We start from the raw sequence: 662 nt of genomic DNA on the forward strand, positions 1-662 counted from the left end.
TCAGTGAAACAGCTGTTTGCAGGATCAGTGTAGACAATGTAGATAAAAACAAGTTCATCGTAGGAGAGGGGGCGAGAAGGGGCAAAGGCATCTGCAACGAGGCAAAACCGCCTCTTTTCGTCTTGTTGGAGATGTGTGGTGTTTCGTATCTTGCTACGATTTGCAGACATATTCGTTGCTCCCTGTTCTTTTTGTGGTGGAACGATGGGGATTGAATGTGAAATAAAATCCAATTTTGTGCAACGTGTACAAAAGCGACGGGCAGAAATTCTGAAAACCCACTGCCAAAAGCCGAAAGCACCCAACGGCATTCGCATCGAATGAATATGGCGTATTTATGGTTGATTGCGATTTGCAGACAATTTCTTTCATTTCCCTCTCTTTTTTCGGAAAAAGATAGTCCATTTCTAAAAAAAAACTAATTTTGCGGAACGCATATAAAAATAGAAGATTATGGCAATATTTCAAATTACCACCAAAAGACGCAAGGACAGCAACGGCATTCGCATCGAGCCGGGCATGAGCGTTCAAGTCGTCACAAGGAGCATGAGCAATCCCGTCACCACCAATGGCGGGCAACCCGTCATCGATGCTTTTTTCCGCATCTATGGCATCGACATCAAAAAGGCCGGATGCCTGAACATGGTCGATTTGGAAGTGGA

1 protein-coding gene is annotated in these 662 nt (G+C 44.4%); it reads left to right on the forward strand.

Going from position 1 to position 662, the window contains the following annotated elements:
• Window positions 1–453: 453 nt before the first annotated feature.
• Window positions 454–662, forward strand: a 209-nt coding sequence (locus EII14_RS09065) for a DUF6140 family protein (protein WP_124932193.1), incomplete at its 3' end; no start/stop codon positions are given.

This window comes from Alloprevotella sp. OH1205_COT-284, assembly GCF_003859795.1.
Classification (GTDB): Bacteria; Bacteroidota; Bacteroidia; order Bacteroidales; family Bacteroidaceae; genus Alloprevotella.